This is a genomic window from Bacillus sp. Je.9.29.b (assembly GCF_051129925.1).
Taxonomy (GTDB): Bacteria; Bacillota; Bacilli; order Bacillales; family Bacillaceae; genus Bacillus; species Bacillus safensis.
In genome coordinates, this window is the sequence record NZ_JBCPSO010000002.1 from 22,529 (window position 1) to 38,725 (window position 16,197).

Below are 16,197 nucleotides of genomic sequence, written 5' to 3' on the forward strand. Positions count from 1 at the left end.
GCTCCTTTCCTGCGTCAAGATGTAAATCCGTAGATGCGGCATAAATCATTTAAATCTAGAGTAGTCCCTTGCCCGGTCGCGGTGATTTTCCATTCCTCCTGGTCTCTCGTGAGTTCAGCGCATATAATGGATGTACAATACGAATAATCCTCTGTTAACTGAAAGGTGCAAATCTCTTGCTGCGAGATTTGATCCGTAAGTCGCACGTAGGCATTGGTGACTTGTCCAAAATGATGCTGGCGTTCGTGTGCATCATGTATCGTGGCTGTGACGACAATTTTATGAATATCAGGTGAGACTCTGCTTAATTGCATAATAATCATTTCATTGTCTCGATACCCTCCGCCAAATTGATGATCACCAAGATGACGAACAGCTCCATCTAAGCTTTGCTGCTGGTGATAATAGATCAGATGCTTAGGAGACAACAGCTTGTCCTCTTCATTTAAAAGAAACACTTGCGTATCTAAATCAATTGGCTGACCAGCCAGGTCCCAGCCAAGCCCGATATGAATTTGGTCGACCGATGGATTGTCTTTTGTTAAATCTAACTTTTGTCCTTTCACGAGGTGTTTCTTGATCACCTCATGGGGTGAGTCTTGTTTTGACCCATTTTTTATACTCATGCTGATTTCCTCCTCGTTGTCATAGGACAAACACTGATTCATTTACGTCATATAGGGATAAAAGGTTTCATGATTAAAATTGGGTGAAGTTGGAGATGATAAAAAGGTTTTAGCAACAATACCTCATTTTAGATACAGACGAGTTGGAACCACTTGTTTGTTTCACTTTTGATAAAAATTCTTCAGATAAATGTGATCTGTGGTATGATGTTTTACAAGAAGCAAGGACAGGATATGAGGGATTTCACATGCATGTATTTAAAGACTATTATCATAATACGGTCAAGCTCTCTTTTGAGGAGAAGCCTTTTTCAAGTCATCCTAAGCATGTTTGGGCCATCTGCCGCTACCAAGGGAAATGGCTGCTCACTGAACATGAGGATCGGGGCTATGAGTTTCCAGGAGGGAAAGTTGAGCCGGATGAAGAAGCAGATCAAGCCGCTATACGGGAGATTCAAGAAGAGACGGGTGCTGTTGTTCGTGAATTAACGTATATTGGTCAATATCAGGTGCTGGGCAGAGAAAAGGTCATTGTCAAGAATATTTATTTCGCTGATATTGAAAAACTAGTGAAGCAAGACACGTATTTTGAAACGAAAGGACCCGTTCTTTTCGCAGACTTGCCAAGATCCATCGCAAAAAATAAGAATTTCAGTTTTATTATGAAAGATGATGTGTTAAGACAAAGTCTTGCTTATTTAGAAAAGAACGGTTTGATTCGTTAAAAAAAGCGCAGGGTGACAATCCCTGTGCTTTTTATTTTTGAAGAAAACGACGTTCGAGCCATTCCACAAGCTGGTACATGATGGTCGCAAACACGGCAATAATGAAAAGACTTAAGAACACGAGTGTAAAGTTGAAGACTTGAAAGCCGTAAATGATCATGTAGCCGAGCCCTTTTGAGGAAACAAGAAATTCCCCTACAATAACCCCTACCCAAGAAAGGCCGACATTGACCTTGATCGCAGAAATCATCGTTGGAATACTAGCTGGCAAAATGACCTCGCGAAAGACGACGCTTTTTTTCGCACCAAAGGTTTTCATCACCTTTAAATAATTCTCATCGACCTCTTGAAAGGCTGTATATATGACGATCGTCGTAATGATTACACTAATGATTGCGCCCATGGCAACGATGCTGATCATGCCAGGCCCAAGGGCAACAATTAAAATCGGGGCGAGGGCAACTTTTGGCATGGCATTTAAAATGACTAAATAAGGATCAAGAACGTTTGCCAGGCGGGTGGACCACCATAAGGCGGCAGCGAGCAAAATGCCGCAAAAGGTACCAAGTAGAAATCCGAGCACTGTTTCAAATAATGTAATACTCATATGATTCATTAAAGACCCATCGGATATTTTTTGTACAAACAATTGGCAGACTGCTGATGGTGAACTAAATATCAGTGGATCGATAAGACGAAAATGACTGGCAAGCTCCCAAAGCGAAAAGAAGCTGGCGAAAATAATGAACTGATAGATTCGGGTCATGCGTTTTTCCATTCGGTATTTTTTGCGATAGGCTTCATGTAAAAGGTCACTGTGTTTCAACGGTTTTCAGCTCCTTCCAAATCGTTTGAAAGAGCTCTTGGAAACTCTGGGTCTGTCTTGTTTCGAAAGGAGAAAGAGTCCTCAGTTCATCTGGAACGGTAAACATTCGCTTGATTGAGCCAGGATGCTTAGAGAATAAGAAAATGCGGTCACTCATCGCAATGGCTTCGCCGATGTCATGTGTCACAAGGACCGCTGTTTTTTGATAGTTTTTGAGTGTATGAAAGACGAGATCCTCTAAAGTGAGTTTGGTTTGATAGTCTAGAGCTGAAAAGGGTTCATCTAGTAAAAGCAGACCGGGATTCACTGCAAGCGTTCGGGCGAGAGCCGCACGCTGCCTCATACCGCCTGACAGCTCCTTCGGGTATTTTTCCTCTACATCATGAAGGCCAAGCTTAGGCAGTAAGCCAAGAGCGGCGGAGGTGGCTTCATGTGAATCTTGCTTGGTAATTTTTAACCCGAGAATGATATTTTCCTTGATGGTTTTCCAAGGAAACAAATAATCTTGCTGGAGCATGTAGCCGATTTGATGCTCTTTTTGATTCGGTTCTTTTCCTTCGATTAAAATTCGGCCTTCAGAGGGCGGCGTTATTCCTGCAATGATAGACAGCAGGGTGGTTTTTCCGCAGCCGCTGGGACCAATAAATGAGATAAATTCTCCTTGGTCTATCTCCATATTGATGTGCTGTATGGCCGTTGTTTTTTCTTTTAAAGAGAAGTACGTGTGGGTCACATGGTCAATTTGAAGGAAAGACATGTGCTACCTCCTATTCTATTTGTGTTCTGTGACCTTCTTTGCAATGGATGAATCGACAAGTTGTTTGTACGGGATAAATTTCGGCAATTCATCGCTCTCCTTCATGATTTCCTGCAATTTGTTCCATTCCTCTTCATTCAGAAGGGGATCTGCTGCATAGGAGTTTTGCTGTTTGTAGCGTTTGATGGCAGTTGATAAGACATCAAGTTCTGTGTCAGGAAAATGAGATTGAATGGTTTTGGCAATCTCCTCCGGCTGCTTGGCTTCTACCCATTTCTGCGCTTTGTAAATGGCGCGAGTGAAGGCTTCAGCTGTCTCTTTGTTTTCCTCTAAGTAACTCTTCTTTGCCATGAAGGTGGTATACGGCACCTTTCCGGAAGCCTCTCCAAAGGAGGCGGTAATGTACCCTTTGCCTTCTTTTTCAATTAAGGATGCTGTCGGTTCGAATAACTGCACAAAATCGCCAGTTCCAGAGGAGAAAGCGCCTGAAATGTTGGCAAAATCAATATTTTGAATCATGCGGAGATCCTTTTTTACATCAATGCCTTCCTTTTTCAGGACATATTCACCGACCATTTGCGGCATGCCGCCTTTCCGCTGTCCAAGAAAGTCTTTTCCTTTTAATTGATCCCAAGAGAATTCGCTCACTTTCTCCCTTGAAACAAGAAATGTACCGTCTGTTTGTGTCAGCTGTGCAAAGTTGATGACAGAGTCTTTTGTGTCTTGAGCCTCTACATAGATAGAGGATTCAGATCCGGTCAGGGCGATATCTGCACCGCCGGATAAGAGAGCTGTCATCGTTTTATCACCGCCCCAAGTCGTTTTTAATTCAACCTCTAGCCCTTCTTCTTTGAAGAAATCCTCAGATAAGGCAACATATAGCGGAGCATAAAAAACCGAATGGGTCACCTCGGCTACTTGTACGGTCTGCTCTTGTTCTTTTTTACAGGCGACAAATGGAATAAAGAGCAGGACAACGACGATGAATGCAAGTCTGACTTTGATGGAACGATTCAAGAGTAATTCGCCTCCTTTGTTCTAGATCACTAATTAAAGTATGTCAAAAGGGATTTTTGGTGAGTGCCTAGATGAAAATAAGAAGCGCATTGTTTATTTATAGAACGTGTCTTTTTTTCTATACTAGAAGCATGAATACTTTCTTGAATTTGGAAGAAATAAAGGGGCGGTTTCGTGTATAGAGTGAGTTGGGTATTTCTTGGATGGTATTTAGTAGGGCTCATATTAATGGTCTCTTTTGAAGTGCCAGCATGGCTTCAGTTTGCAAATGGCATTTTCCTTGTGCTTTATGCCTGCTGTGTGATAGAGATTGGGCGAAATATTTATGGGGCATGGGGGGGTGTGATCAAAAGGGCAGCCGTTGTCGGGGTGCTGACATTTACGGTTGAATGGGTTGGGATCACAACCGGTTTTCCTTTTGGGGCCTATGACTATTATCCGACGTTAGGTTTTCTAGTGGCAGGGGTGCCTTTAACCATTGCTTTTGCATGGGTTGGTGTGTTTTTAAACAGCCTTTTTTTATCCAATCAGCAGTCGAAATGGAAACGAGCTGTCGAAACGGGGATATGGATTGTCTTGCTTGACCTCATATTAGACCCAGTAGCGGCTGAACGGAAATTTTGGGTGTGGTATGACGGCGGCGGTTTTTATGGTATTCCTTTTGAGAATTTTGTGAGCTGGGGTATGATTGGAGCAGGACTTTCCTTTCTCTTCCCGCTTGTTCAGATTGATCAAAAGGCTCTGAGCTGGACGAGCCGTATTTATCAGGCAATGGTGTTCTTTTTTGGTGTGCTGGCATTAAAGGGCGGGCTCGATGTCATTTTTTATTTAGCACTGATCATTGTTATTTTGTGTGAAGGAAGGGTTCAATTTGAAAGAAAGCGACAAAAGCCGATCGTTTAGACGTATATTTTCTCTTTATCTTGAGCGGTATTTACTTCATAAACATTTCCGCTGCGTGATGATGAAAGGCACTGTGGACCCAAACGAGAAGCTGCCTGTTCTTTATATCGCCAATCATAGCTCATGGTGGGATGGACTGATCATCTTTCTTTTAACAGAAAAAGCGTCCGAACTCGATCACTATATGATGATGGAGGAGAAACAGCTGAAGCAATATGCCTTTTTCCGAAAGCTTGGTGCCTTTCCGGTTCAGAAAGAGAATCTGAAAAGTGTGAAGCAAGCATTAATGACGGCAAAAGAGAACATGCAGGCTGGCAGGGCTGTATGGCTTTTTCCACAGGGGAAAATCATGCATCAGGATATGCGGCCGCTTGAATTGGAGGGCGGGGCTTCATTTTTAGTGAGACAATTTGAGCAAGTCGTGGTGAAGCCTGTGACCTTGCATTATACATTTAATCAATTTCAAAAGCCGACAGTATCTGCTGTGTTTGGTGAAGATACCTTAGTATCTGGCGGAGAATTTCGAAGCAAGGACGTGACGCATCTGCTTAGAGATCTGCTTGAAACGCAGCTAAATACACATCAAGCACAGGTCATCACAGATCCTGATTTTTCAACTAATCAAGAATTTAGACAGATGACAAGGACAAGTCAATCAACAAGTGATGCGTTTGATTCCTTTAAAAAGTGGGTGAAAACATGGCGGTCTTCTTAACCGTAATCAGTGTACTCTTGCTCTGTCAGTTTATTTTCACCATATGGAATATGAGGCAGCTTCCTGTTTTAAAGCCAGCACCCTTTTCGCCAGGTGAACCTATTTCGTTATCAATTCTGATTCCAGCGAGAAATGAGGAAAAACGAATAGAAGCCTGTCTTCAGTCGATCGTTGATCAACGCTTTTATCCGAAAGAGCTTATCGTACTTGATGACCATTCGACAGATCAGACTAGAGCGCTGGTGGAGCGCTTCGCAGAAACATATCCGTGGATCCGAGTCCAGTCAGGTCAGCCATTAAAGCGGGGCTGGCTTGGTAAATCATATGCCTGTTCTCAGCTCGCAGAGGCAGCAGCTTCTGATTGGCTGCTATTTTTAGATGCGGATGTCCGGTTAAAAAAAGGGGCAGTTGAATCAGTTTACAAGCAGTTATGTATGCAAAAAACGGGCATGCTGTCAGGTTTTCCAGAACAAAAAACAGGTACATTTTTTGAGCATCTTGTCGTTCCTATGATGATGTTTACCATTGGCTGTCATCTGCCAGTGAAATGGGTAAGAAAATCAAAGAACCCCGCTTTTGCTGCAGCACATGGTGGTTTTATTGCCATTGAAAAGAATTGTTATCACGACATTGGCGGGCATGAAGCGATCAAGGATTCACTCGTTGATGATATGGCTTTGGCTAGAAGGGTGAAGGAAAAAGGCTTTCCGTTCACACTTGCAAGCATTCATCCATTTGTGTATATGAGAATGTATGAAAGTGGACAAGAGGTTTGGGAAGGTTACCGGAAAAATTTGTTCCCGGGGGTGAATCGAAGCATTGCTTTGTTAAGCAGTGTCTTTTGTTTATACACCCTCCTTTATTTGGCTCCTGTCATTTGTTTCATGATCGCCTTGTTTCAGCTGGATGTTTTGAGCATATGCTTAGCCATTCTTTGCTATGGGCTGGGTGTATCGATTAAAGCAGCAATTGATACTGAAAATGGGCGGACATCTGCGATGGCTTTTTTATTGCCGGTCAGTATTTTAAGCCTGATCGCCATTGGCTTTGCTTCTATGAAAATCGGTCTGAAAAAAGAAGGGTATGAATGGAAAGGGAGAAGGTACGAATGAAAAAAGTGATCATCATCGGCGGCGGACTTGGCGGATTATCAGCAGCGATCCGTCTACAGTCACGCGGGGTTCAGGTCACCATTTTAGAAAAAGAAGCGGCTTTAGGGGGGAAATTGCAGCGCCATCACGAGGCAGGCTACTCTTTTGATTTAGGACCGAGCACCATTACAATGAAGGCCTATTTTGAAGAAGTGTTTACATCCTGTCATAGACGGATGGAGGATTATGTGACCTTTTATCCGATTTCTCCGCTTACCAAAAATATTTTTCCAGATGGACATACGGTCGAGTTTACGCCGAATATTGAGCAAATGGAATCACAAATTGCTGCATTCAGTCCTGAAGATGCGAAGCAATACCGCGCATTTTTGCAGGAATCAAAGACGCTTTTTCAAAAGGCAGAGGAGCAGTTTTTAAATCGTTTGTTATTGAGCTGGAAGGATAAGGCGGATGTAAAGCTGATGAAAGCACTTCTCGCTGTCAAACCGTTCACATCGGTTCAGCGCCTGCTGCGTCAATATTTCCGTCATCCCCATACATTGGCGATGTTTGGACGGTATGCCACTTATATTGGCTCTTCTCCCTACGAGGCGCCGGCTATTTTTAATATGATGGCGTATTTAGAAGGGGAGAAAGGGATTTATGGAATACAGGGCGGTACGTATCGTTTAGTTGAGGCATTTGAGACACTGGCAAAAGAATTAGGCGTTCAGATTTACCTCAATGAACGAGTGAACAAGATTCATGTGAAGGATCGGCGGATCAAAGGAGTGGAGACGGATCAGCAGATGTATGAGGCAGATCAAGTCATTGCAGGAGCAGATGCGCTGACTGTATACCGTCATCTCATAGATGAAAAAGACCGTCCTCGTTTTTTAAATCAAAAACTGTCTGGCATTGAACCGTCGTTGTCGGGCTTTGTTCTCTTATTAGGGGTACCTAAAGTCTATGAACAGCTGGTCCATCACAATGTGTTTTTCCCTGAGGATTATGAGCAAGAATTCAAGGATATTTTTCAGAAAAAACAATTGCCTCAAGACCCGGCGCTATACATATGCTATTCAGGCCATTCAGAACCAGCTTTAAGCGGAGGACCGGGAAGAAGCAACCTGTTTGTACTGGCCAATGCACCTTATGTGACAAAAGAGCAAGATTGGGACATGCTAAAGGAGACATATCGTCAGCATGTAAAAAACAAATTAATGGAAAAAGGTCTTTTTGATTTGGATGAGCTTATCGAATATGAAGCGGTTCAAACCCCGCTCGATCTGCAGCAGAAAACGGGGGCATATCGTGGAGCCATTTATGGCATGTCTTCAAACTCGTTCAAACAGGCATTCTTTCGCATCAATAATCAGTCAAAGGATATTGAAGGACTTTGGTTTGTTGGTGGAACAAGTCATCCAGGCGGCGGCACGCCGATGGTGACAAAATCAGGCCAGCTTGTCGCAGAAGCGATACTGAAGCAATGGACGTAATCAAAGATGAAAAGGAGAGAAATCAAGTGATTGTGGAAAAAAGAAGGTTTCCGTCGCCCCATCCGCATATTCACTTATATACAGTGACCTATGAGGCAGATGGACTTCGGATGAAAGGCCTGCTCGCTGAACCAGCCGGGGAAGGTTTCTACGACGGCTTTTTGTATTTACGAGGCGGCATTAAAAATGTGGGGATGGTCAGACCTGGCCGGATTGTGCAATTTGCCGCGCAGGGCTTTGTCGTCTTTGCTCCCTTTTACCGGGGAAACCAAGGAGGCGAAGGGAACGAAGATTTTGCCGGAGAAGATCGAAAAGATGCGTTCGCTGCCTTTCAGCTGTTAAAACAGCACAAAAAAGTGAAGAAGGACCGCATTCATATCTTTGGTTTTTCGCGAGGCGGTATTATGGGCATCTGGACCGCTGTTGAAATGAAACAGGAGGCAGCTTCCTTTGTCACATGGGGAGGCGTCAGTGACATGAAACTGACTTATGAAGAGCGTGTGGATATGAGACGGATGATGAAGCGTGTGATTGGCGGTCCGCCGCATAAGGTGCCAGAGGCATATGAGAACAGAACCCCTTTAAATGATGTGGACAAAATTGAAGCACCTGTCCTTATCATCCACGGAGAAGAGGATCAAAATGTATCGATTGAGCATGCGTATTTGTTAGAAGATGCGCTGCGCCAGCACGGAAAGTCCGTGGAGACATGGTATTTCCATGGATACAACCACTATTTCCCGCCGCAGCATAATCGAGAAATTGTGAGAAGGCTGACCACATGGATGCACAGCCGAAAAAGCGGAAATGTGGTAAAATAAGCAGTATAACGAAATATAGAAAGTAGGGGGATTTTCATTATGGGAATGCCTGTTGAATTTAATACAATGATTGTAACAAAGGGAAAAGAGACAAGAATTGAAGAAAATGTATTTGAACTCATGAAGGATGGATACCGCATTTATCCATTAAATATTCCACTTGAGGTGCGCAAAACGAAAGACGGAGAAAAAACAGGGACAGCACATGTTGAAAAACTGGAGCTGACAGACAATGTCACGAAGGTGACGTACCGTCTTGTGTCATTGCATTCAACAAACTAAAAAAGCTGAGGAATTTTATTCTCCTCAGCTTTTTTCATTTGGTTATACGAGTGGACCGCCTTTGGCTTCAATGTCACTTGCCGCGTGGCTGAATTTTTGGAAGTTCTTTTTAAATTCATTGGCAAGGAAGTGTGCTTTTTCTTGATAAGCCTCTTGGTCCTCCCATGTTTTAGCAGGTTGAAGCACTTCATCTGGTACACCAGGAATATGAAGCGGGATGTGTAAGCCAAAGATGTCATCAGTAATCATCTCGGCATTGTCAAGGTCACCTTCGATTGCTGCCTGCACCATTGCTCTTGTATGAGCGAGATTCATTCGTTTGCCTGTACCGTAGCCTCCGCCAGTCCAGCCTGTATTCACAAGGAATACTTTTGCACCGTGCTCATCAATCTTTTTGCCAAGCATTTCAGCATAGACGTGAGCTGGAAGCGGAAGGAATGGTGAACCGAAGCAAGTAGAGAATGTCGTTTCTGGTGATGTGACACCGCGCTCAGTTCCAGCTAATTTACTTGTGTACCCGCTCAAGAAATGGTACATTGCCTGCTCTTTTGTTAAACGGCTGATTGGAGGTAAGACGCCAAACGCATCAGCTGTTAAGAAGACAATGGCAGATGGATGTCCTGCGATACTTGGTTTCACGATGTTATCAATCATTTCGATTGGGTAAGCAGCGCGTGTATTTTCAGTAAAGAAGGTATCATCGTAATCCGCTTCACGTGTTTCTTCATCAAGCACAACGTTCTCAAGAACTGATCCGAAGCTGATCGCTTTGTAGATCTGAGGTTCTTTTTCTTCACTTAAGTTCACACATTTCGCATAGCATCCGCCCTCGATATTGAAGACCCCTGTGCCAGACCAGCCGTGCTCATCGTCTCCGATCAGCTTGCGGCTTGCGCTTGCAGAAAGCGTCGTTTTCCCAGTACCTGAAAGCCCGAAGAATAAGGCTACATCGCCTTCTTGACCTACGTTTGCTGAGCAGTGCATGGATAAAATGTCTTGCTCAGGAAGCAGGTAGTTCATCACAGAGAAAATGGACTTTTTCATTTCTCCTGCATATTCTGTTCCACCGATAAGAATCGTGCGTTTTTCAAAAGAAACGATGATAAACGTTTCAGAGTTTGTGCCATCTGTTGCAGGATCTGCTTTAAAGTGCGGTGCAGATAAGATGGTGAAAGGTTTTTCGTTTGAAGAAGGTGTTGACCCGTCAGGTCTGATAAATAGCTGCTTGGCAAAAAGATTGTGCCATGCGAATTCGTTTACAACTGTAATCGGCATACGATATCTTTCATCAGCGCCTGCAAACCCTTCAAAGACGAATAGTTCATCACGTTCTTTTAAGTATGACACAACCTTTGTATATAAACGGTCAAATGCTTCTTTGGAGATCGGCTGGTTGACTTGACCCCAATCGATTTTATGTTCAGAGCTTTCTTCTTTGACGATAAATTTATCTTTAGGCGAACGTCCTGTATAGGCTCCAGTTGTGGCGCGGACAGCTCCAGTTGATGTTAAAACGCCTTCATTACGTGCCAAAATCTTTTCAACAAGTTTCGGAACAGATAAATTTTGGTGCGTATTTTCTAATGAGAGCAATGACTGCAAATCTTCTTTTAAATCCACTGAGTTCATAAAAAAACCCTTCCTTTACCGTTGAATTTGTTTGTTTCGATTAGTATAACACATTAATAATAATAGTCTATACTATTTAAAAATTTTTGTGTGTGTTTTTTCATTTCTGCTATGAAAATATGCTTTTTGGTGATGCTAATGGTGAGGAGAAAAAAGAGGGAGATAATTCTTATGAAGCATTGACATGACGCAAGGGTTTAAGATAAGATATCTTATTGAACGGATACTCTTATCCCGAGTTGGTGGAGGGACAGGCCCGATGAAGCCCAGCAACCGGTTTCTTATTTAAAAGGCATGAAAATGCTGAGAAACCAAGGTGCTAACCTGATGCAAGGTACAAGAACACCTTGAGCGATAAGAGTGAAAGGCATGCGATCTCAGACCCTTTCCTCGCAATGAAGGAAATGGTTTTTTTATTTTTGGGATATCATATGAACAAATTGCCAATAACATCTCTAATATAAACGTTTTCAAATATAAGAGGGAACGAGTTCCGTATCATATTGGAGGCCTCATCTTGGGATGATGTGGTCTTGTACAGGAGGAAATAGCCATTATGAGTCAAAATCGTCGTTTATTTACTTCAGAATCAGTGACAGAAGGACATCCGGATAAAATCTGTGATCAAATTTCAGACAGCATTTTGGATGAAATTTTAAAGAAAGATCCAAATGCACGTGTTGCCTGTGAAACTTCTGTTACAACCGGTCTCGTATTAGTAAGCGGTGAAATTACAACGTCTACTTATGTCGATATTCCAAAGACGGTGCGTGACACAATTAAGGAAATTGGCTACACACGTGCGAAATATGGTTTTGATGCGGAAACATGTGCGGTACTTACATCAATTGATGAACAGTCTGCTGATATTGCGCAAGGTGTAGACAAAGCGCTTGAAGCACGTGAAGGAACAATGACTGAAGAAGAAATTGATGCGATTGGTGCAGGTGACCAAGGATTGATGTTTGGTTTTGCCAATAACGAAACCGAAGAGCTCATGCCGCTGCCAATTTCACTAGCGCATAAATTATCTCGCCGTTTAACAGAAGTACGCAAGAATGAAACACTTGCATACCTTCGTCCAGACGGAAAAACACAAGTCACAGTTGAATATGATGAGCAAAACAAACCAGTTCGTATTGACACAGTGGTTATTTCTACGCAGCATGCACCAGAAGTGACGCTTGAACAAATTCAAAGTGACTTAAAAGAACATGTCATCAGTCCTGTCGTTCCAAGTGAACTGATTGATGAACAGACAAAATACTTCATTAACCCAACTGGCCGTTTCGTGATCGGTGGACCTCAAGGGGATGCTGGTTTAACTGGACGTAAAATCATCGTTGATACGTATGGCGGATACGCTCGTCATGGCGGCGGTGCTTTCTCAGGTAAGGATGCAACGAAGGTTGACCGTTCTGCGGCATATGCTGCTCGTTACGTAGCGAAAAACATCGTAGCTGCCGGCCTTGCAGATTCTTGTGAAGTACAGCTTGCTTATGCAATTGGTGTAGCACAGCCTGTATCGATTTCAATTGATACATTCGGGACAGGAAAAGCTTCAGAAGAAAAATTAATTGAAGTGGTTCGTGCAAACTTTGATCTTCGTCCAGCTGGCATTATTAAAATGCTTGACCTGCGCCGTCCGATCTACAAACAAACAGCTGCATACGGACATTTCGGCCGTCACGACTTAGATCTTCCGTGGGAAAAAACGGATAAAGCCGATACACTTCGCAAAGAAGCATTGGGACAATAACAACATAAAAAACCGCTTATTTTAAGCGGTTTTCCTTTTGATTAAAAAAAAATCTTCAAAAAGCGAAAAAATGTGAAACAAAATCGGACAAAATACTGTCTAATTATAGGTCTACTTTTAAGAAATAACATAACGTGGAGGCAATAATATGTGTGGGTTTGTTGGTGTATTTAATCACCGTCCATTGTCCGAAACTACTGAACAGGAAGAGCTAATTAAACAAATGAATCGTCTCATCGTTCATCGTGGTCCGGATGATGAGGGTTACTTTCATGATGAGCATGTAGGATTTGGATTTAGACGTTTAAGTATTATAGATGTTGAGCACGGAAAGCAGCCGCTTTCTTATGAAGATGAAAAGTATTGGATTATTTTCAACGGAGAAATTTATAACTATGTGGAGCTGAAGGAAGAGCTTGTGAAAAAAGGCTATACGTTCAGCACAGATTCTGATACGGAAGTACTTCTTGCTACATACCGTCATTATAAAGAAGAAGCGGCTTCTAAGCTTCGCGGCATGTTTGCATTTTTAATTTGGGATAAAGAAGCGCAATTATTATATGGCGCAAGAGATCCTTTCGGCATCAAACCGCTTTATTTTACACAAATGGATGAGCAAGTGTACTTTGCGTCTGAACGCAAAAGCTTGATGGCAGTGAACGAGAACATTTTATTTGATGAGACTGCTTTGCAGCAATACATGTCATTCCAGTTCGTACCTGAGCCAAATACACTTGATCAAAAGGTGCACAAAGTAGAGCCAGGTCATCAGTTTACTTTACGCCCAGGACAGGAGATTGAATTTAAGACTTACTGGAAAGTTCAATTCAAGCCTGAGCAAACACAAGAACAGAAGCTGATTGAAGAAGTACGCGATGCAATCTATGATTCTGTGAAAATTCATATGAGAAGTGACGTACCTGTTGGTTCATTCCTATCAGGTGGTATCGATTCTTCTTTCATCGTATCTGTTGCAAAGGAATTTCATCCTGAGCTGAAGACATTCTCTGTTGGCTTCCAGCAGGATGGTTTTAGTGAAGTTGATGTAGCGAAGGAAACGGCTGACAAGCTGGGCTTACAAAACTTCAGCGCTGTGATTTCTCCTGAGGAATATATGAATGAGCTTCCGAAGATTGTTTGGCATTTAGATGATCCTTTAGCTGATCCGGCGGCGATTCCATTGTATTTCGTGGCAAAGGAAGCGAAAAAACAAGTGACGGTTGTTCTTTCTGGTGAGGGAGCAGACGAGCTGTTCGGTGGTTATAATATTTACCGTGAGCCGCTTTCTCTTAAACCATTTGAATCTGTTCCATCTATGCTGAAAAAGCTTCTTCTTCGTCTGGCGCGCTTAATGCCAGAAGGAATGAAAGGAAAAAGCTTTATCGTCCGCGGCTGTACACCATTAGAGGAACGTTATATCGGTAATGCGAAAATCTTTGAAGAGCCAGTAAAGAAAAACCTCTTAAAGCAGTATGATCCGAACATTACGTATCGTGATGTGACGAAGACATACTTCGAGGAAAGTGCAGGCTACAGTGATATTAACAAAATGCAATATGTTGATATTCATACGTGGATGCGCGGGGACATCTTACTGAAAGCAGATAAGATGACAATGGCGAATTCTCTTGAGCTTCGCGTTCCTTTCCTTGATAAGGTCGTATTTGAAGCGGCTTCTAAAATTCCAGAAGAGCTGAAAACAAAAGATGGCACAACGAAATATTTATTGCGTAAAGCAGCAGAAGGCATTGTGCCTGACCATGTGTTAAACCGCAAGAAGCTGGGCTTCCCTGTTCCAATTCGTCATTGGCTGAAAAATGAGATGAACGCTTGGGCGAAAGACATCATTAAAAACAGTCAAACTGACGAGTATATTAACAAAGCGTATGTGCTTGATTTATTAAATGAACATTGTGCTGGTAAAGCAGATCATAGCCGTAAGATTTGGACCGTCCTGATCTTTATGATTTGGCACAGCATTTATGTCGAGCGCAGTATTGATCCAGAGCAATTGAATCATCAACCGAAAGAAGTCATCTTTAGTTAATGAAAAAAGGTTTTCAGCTTTGTGCTGAAAACCTTTTTTGTCATGATAGAAAGTGGCGGAAAAGGGTAAAATAACAAGCGGTTCATAGTTATTGCTTAATATCCTGAAAAAAACGTGATAAAGTGAAGATACACGTATGATGTTAACGAGATAAAAGGGAACGATAGTATTGTCCTTTTTCTACATATTCTCTGCGGATTCGGTCCATGTCTTGAATATCTTCATCTGTTAACAGCCGAACGACTTTGGCTGGACGGCCAAAAGCGAGTGATCCTTTTGGGATGACCTTTCCTTGAGGGACAAGACTTCCTGCACCGATAAAGGCGCCTTCGCCAATCTCCGCACCATCGAGAATGATGGAACCCATGCCAATGAGGGCATTTTTTCGAATGATTGAGCTATGTAATGTGACTTGGTGTCCAATGGTAGCACCATCTTCAATAAGAAGTGTTTTTCCAGGACTTTGATGCAGGCACGATAAATCTTGAATGTTGACGTTCTTTCCAATTCTCACAGGTGCAACATCGCCTCTGATGACGGTTTGAAACCACACGCTCGAATATTCTCCAATTGTGACATCACCGGTAATGGTGGCGTTATCTGCGACAAAGACCGATTCATGAATCTCAGGTGTAAACTGATGAAATGGATAAATCACTTTTTCGACTTCCTTTCTTAATACAACATTTGTGAGGTGTTTCCTTTGTGGACTTGGCATGCTGAAAGACCAGTTGGTACAATTGTCATTGTACATGGTGCGAGTGAATATCACGGCCGATATAAATGGCTGATTGAAATGTGGCGGAATGCAGGCTATCACGTCGTCATGGGTGACTTGCCTGGGCAAGGAACATCGACACGTGCGCGAGGCCACATTCGTTCGTTTCAAGAATACATTGATACAGTCGATGAATGGATCGAACATGCGAAATCATTCAGGCTTCCTACTTTTTTACTTGGACACAGTATGGGTGGACTCATTTCAATTGAGTGGATGAAACAGTATACCCATACGAAGTTGAATGGCCTTATTTTATCATCACCTTGTTTAGGTCTGCAATTTAAACCGAAGAAGCTGATGGATTTTGCGTCAAAAGGTCTAAATGTGCTGGCACCGTCTTTTAAAGTGGAGTCAGGGCTGTCGATTGAACTAGCCACAAGAAATCAGGCGGTCATTGAGGCAGACTCAAATGATTCTCTTTACGTGACAAAGGTGTCGGTTCGCTGGTATCGAGAGCTGATCAAAAATATCGATGCGGCGATGCAGCCGACGAATGTCTTTAAATCGATCCCGCTCCTTTTAATGCAGGCGGGCGATGATAAGATCGTGGATAAATCGAGGGTGATCAAATGGTTCAATGGCATAGAATCAACCAATAAATCATACCGTGAATGGGAAGAGCTGTATCACGAAATTTTTAATGAACCAGAAAGAGAAGATGTGTTTAAGGCGGCAAGAGCCTTTACAGATCAATATATTTGATTGTGAGCTTTAAGTTG

General features: G+C 42.7%; 16 protein-coding genes and 1 riboswitch. Of the genes, 10 read left to right on the forward strand and 6 right to left on the reverse strand.

Features of this window, described 5'->3' with window-relative positions:
* Positions 1 to 14: 14 nt before the first annotated feature.
* Positions 15 to 626, reverse strand: coding sequence for a TerD family protein (locus AAZR19_RS03395; RefSeq protein ID WP_076839332.1), 612 nt, complete (start codon positions 624 to 626; stop codon positions 15 to 17).
* Positions 627 to 874: 248 nt separating this feature from the next.
* Between AAZR19_RS03395 and ytkD the strand changes: the two genes are divergently transcribed.
* Entirely contained in the window at positions 875 to 1,351 is a 477-nt protein-coding gene (gene ytkD / locus AAZR19_RS03400; protein ID WP_025093666.1) for an RNA deprotection pyrophosphohydrolase, read from the forward strand.
* A 31-nt stretch (positions 1,352 to 1,382) separates the two neighbouring features.
* Here ytkD and AAZR19_RS03405 read toward each other — a convergent pair whose 3' ends face one another.
* From AAZR19_RS03405 to AAZR19_RS03415, 3 genes are read right to left on the reverse strand one after another with little or no spacing between them, the layout of a single operon-like run.
* The gene (locus AAZR19_RS03405) at positions 1,383 to 2,129 is read right to left on the reverse strand and encodes an ABC transporter permease (RefSeq protein ID WP_370880888.1); all 747 of its coding nucleotides are present in this window, start codon (positions 2,127 to 2,129) and stop codon (positions 1,383 to 1,385) included.
* 34 nt (positions 2,130 to 2,163) lie between these two features.
* The gene (locus tag AAZR19_RS03410) at positions 2,164 to 2,934 is read right to left on the reverse strand and encodes an ABC transporter ATP-binding protein (RefSeq protein ID WP_076839330.1); all 771 of its coding nucleotides are present in this window, start codon (positions 2,932 to 2,934) and stop codon (positions 2,164 to 2,166) included.
* Positions 2,935 to 2,949: 15 nt separating this feature from the next.
* A complete protein-coding gene (locus AAZR19_RS03415) occupies positions 2,950 to 3,951 on the reverse strand; it encodes an ABC transporter substrate-binding protein (RefSeq protein ID WP_076839328.1) in 1,002 nt (333 codons plus the stop codon).
* Between the two features lie 174 nt (positions 3,952 to 4,125).
* Here AAZR19_RS03415 and AAZR19_RS03420 point away from each other — a divergent pair, with 174 nt between their 5' ends.
* From AAZR19_RS03420 to AAZR19_RS03445, 6 genes are read left to right on the forward strand one after another with little or no spacing between them, the layout of a single operon-like run.
* Positions 4,126 to 4,854, forward strand: coding sequence for a carotenoid biosynthesis protein (locus tag AAZR19_RS03420; RefSeq protein ID WP_218677079.1), 729 nt, complete (start codon positions 4,126 to 4,128; stop codon positions 4,852 to 4,854).
* Positions 4,823 to 5,569, forward strand: a complete 747-nt coding sequence (locus AAZR19_RS03425) for a lysophospholipid acyltransferase family protein (protein ID WP_218677080.1) — start codon at positions 4,823 to 4,825, stop codon at positions 5,567 to 5,569. The genes AAZR19_RS03420 and AAZR19_RS03425 overlap by 32 nt, the downstream gene beginning before the upstream one ends.
* Positions 5,554 to 6,681, forward strand: coding sequence for a glycosyltransferase (locus AAZR19_RS03430; RefSeq protein WP_218677081.1), 1,128 nt, complete (start codon positions 5,554 to 5,556; stop codon positions 6,679 to 6,681). Before AAZR19_RS03425 ends, AAZR19_RS03430 begins: the two co-directional genes overlap by 16 nt.
* Positions 6,678 to 8,159 (forward strand): phytoene desaturase family protein, encoded by a 1,482-nt coding sequence (locus tag AAZR19_RS03435; RefSeq protein WP_076839322.1) that lies wholly within the window; start codon positions 6,678 to 6,680, stop codon positions 8,157 to 8,159. The genes AAZR19_RS03430 and AAZR19_RS03435 overlap by 4 nt, the downstream gene beginning before the upstream one ends.
* A gap of 26 nt (positions 8,160 to 8,185) precedes the next feature.
* Complete coding sequence (locus AAZR19_RS03440) at positions 8,186 to 8,980, forward strand: alpha/beta hydrolase family protein (protein WP_041107366.1); 795 nt, start codon at positions 8,186 to 8,188, stop codon at positions 8,978 to 8,980.
* 39 nt (positions 8,981 to 9,019) lie between these two features.
* A complete protein-coding gene (locus tag AAZR19_RS03445) occupies positions 9,020 to 9,262 on the forward strand; it encodes a DUF2584 domain-containing protein (RefSeq protein WP_025092385.1) in 243 nt (80 codons plus the stop codon).
* Positions 9,263 to 9,304: 42 nt separating this feature from the next.
* Here AAZR19_RS03445 and pckA read toward each other — a convergent pair whose 3' ends face one another.
* Positions 9,305 to 10,891 (reverse strand): phosphoenolpyruvate carboxykinase (ATP), encoded by a 1,587-nt coding sequence (gene pckA / locus AAZR19_RS03450; protein ID WP_056768315.1) that lies wholly within the window; start codon positions 10,889 to 10,891, stop codon positions 9,305 to 9,307.
* A 226-nt stretch (positions 10,892 to 11,117) separates the two neighbouring features.
* Positions 11,118 to 11,252: riboswitch (SAM riboswitch) on the forward strand.
* A gap of 195 nt (positions 11,253 to 11,447) precedes the next feature.
* Here pckA and metK point away from each other — a divergent pair.
* Together metK and asnB are read left to right on the forward strand one after the other, a co-directional pair.
* Complete coding sequence (metK, locus tag AAZR19_RS03455) at positions 11,448 to 12,650, forward strand: methionine adenosyltransferase (RefSeq protein ID WP_024424909.1); 1,203 nt, start codon at positions 11,448 to 11,450, stop codon at positions 12,648 to 12,650.
* A gap of 148 nt (positions 12,651 to 12,798) precedes the next feature.
* Entirely contained in the window at positions 12,799 to 14,697 is a 1,899-nt protein-coding gene (asnB, locus tag AAZR19_RS03460; RefSeq protein WP_041107362.1) for an asparagine synthase (glutamine-hydrolyzing), read from the forward strand.
* A gap of 142 nt (positions 14,698 to 14,839) precedes the next feature.
* Here asnB and AAZR19_RS03465 read toward each other — a convergent pair whose 3' ends face one another.
* On the reverse strand, positions 14,840 to 15,415 hold the full coding sequence (locus tag AAZR19_RS03465; protein ID WP_264082779.1) for a gamma carbonic anhydrase: 576 nt from the start codon (positions 15,413 to 15,415) through the stop codon (positions 14,840 to 14,842).
* Here AAZR19_RS03465 and AAZR19_RS03470 point away from each other — a divergent pair.
* Positions 15,401 to 16,180 (forward strand): alpha/beta hydrolase, encoded by a 780-nt coding sequence (locus AAZR19_RS03470; RefSeq protein ID WP_087976487.1) that lies wholly within the window; start codon positions 15,401 to 15,403, stop codon positions 16,178 to 16,180. The two genes, AAZR19_RS03465 and AAZR19_RS03470, sit on opposite strands and share 15 nt — an antisense overlap.
* Positions 16,181 to 16,197: the final 17 nt, after the last annotated feature.